This window comes from Vibrio sp. Vb0598 (assembly GCF_033338935.1).
In the GTDB taxonomy this organism is placed as follows: Bacteria; Pseudomonadota; Gammaproteobacteria; order Enterobacterales; family Vibrionaceae; genus Vibrio; species Vibrio alginolyticus.
In genome coordinates, this window is the sequence record NZ_JAWOTP010000102.1 from 1 (window position 1) to 1,490 (window position 1,490).

The following is a 1,490-nucleotide window of genomic DNA, read 5'->3' on the forward strand; positions in this document are numbered from 1 at the left end:
CTTTAATAACGTAATCAATAACAACATCGAGATCGGTCTAGCGTCTGCGCCAATGTTCTTTCTGGCGACCATTTTTTATTTCATCCCTTTCTGTTTGATCATCGCAGAATTCGTATCTCTGAATAAAGATTCTGAAGCGGGGGTCTACGCATGGGTAAAAAGCTCACTTGGCGGTCGCTGGGCGTTTATCTCTGCCTACACTTACTGGTTCGTTAACCTATTCTTCTTCACGTCCTTGCTGCCGCGTGTTATCGCTTATGCGTCTTACGCGTTCTTGGGCTATGAATACATTCTGACGCCATTCACCACTACCGTGCTCAGTATGATTTTGTTTGCGTTTGCGACCTACGTATCGACGAACGGCGCGAAAATGTTGGGGCCAATTACGTCGGTGACCTCCTCCCTCATGCTGCTACTGACAATGTCGTACATTTTACTGGCTGGCGCAGCGTTGTTCGGCGGCGTAGAACCAGCTGACCCAATTACTGTAGAAGCGATGATCCCTGATTTCAGCTGGGCATTTTTAGGCATTACTACATGGATCTTTATGGCGGCAGGCGGTGCGGAATCGGTCGCGGTTTACGTAAACGATGTGAAAGGCGGCTCGAAATCGTTCGTTAAAGTCATCATCATCGCAGGTATCTTTATCGGCGTGCTTTACTCAATTGCGTCTGTTTTGATTAACGTATTTGTTCCTAGCGAAACCCTAAAATACACGGGCGGATCGGTTCAAGTATTTGAAGGTTTGGCTGCGTACTTTGGTTTGCCAGAAATATTGATGAACCGCTTCGTAGGCTTGGTATCCTTTACCGCTATGTTTGGCTCTCTACTGATGTGGACAGCAACGCCAGTGAAAATCTTCTTCTCTGAGATTCCAGAAGGCATTTTTGGTAAGAAAACCGTAGAGCTGAACGAAAACGGCGTACCAGCTCGCGCAGCTTGGTATCAGTTCCTTATCGTTATCCCACTGATGATCATCCCAACATTAGGTTCTAACACCGCTCAAGATCTGATGAACACCGTGATCAACATGACCGCGGCGGCATCCATGCTCCCACCACTGTTCATCATGTTGGCGTACCTGAATCTGCGCTTGAAACTGGATCACGTCGAGCGTGATTTCAAAATGGGCTCACGCAAAATGGGCATCGCTACCGTATCGGTACTGATCGCTATCTTTACGGTTGGTTTCTTAGCATCGACCTTCCCTACAGGGGCCGACATCATGACCATCATTTTCTACAACGTTGGCGGTATCGTGATTTTCCTTGGCTTTGCTTGGTGGAAGTACAGCCAATACGAGAAATCATTGAATCAGGAAGAGCGTATAAAAGAAGCCGCGCCAGCTTCGCAAGCGGTATAACACAGACTCTCAATGACAAACATTCTGGGCACCCTTTGGTGCCCTTTGTTATATGTGAGAGGTGATGGTCGAAGAAACCAACTCGCGTAGCCAAATGCCTTTGTCTTCATTGTTTCGGCTGGAATGC

General features: G+C 47.4%; 1 protein-coding gene. It reads left to right on the forward strand.

Annotated features, from left to right (window positions below):
* Positions 1-1,363, forward strand: a 1,363-nt coding sequence (locus R7Q38_RS23240; protein WP_318114443.1) for an amino acid permease, incomplete at its 5' end; no start/stop codon positions are given.
* Positions 1,364-1,490 lie beyond the last annotated feature (127 nt).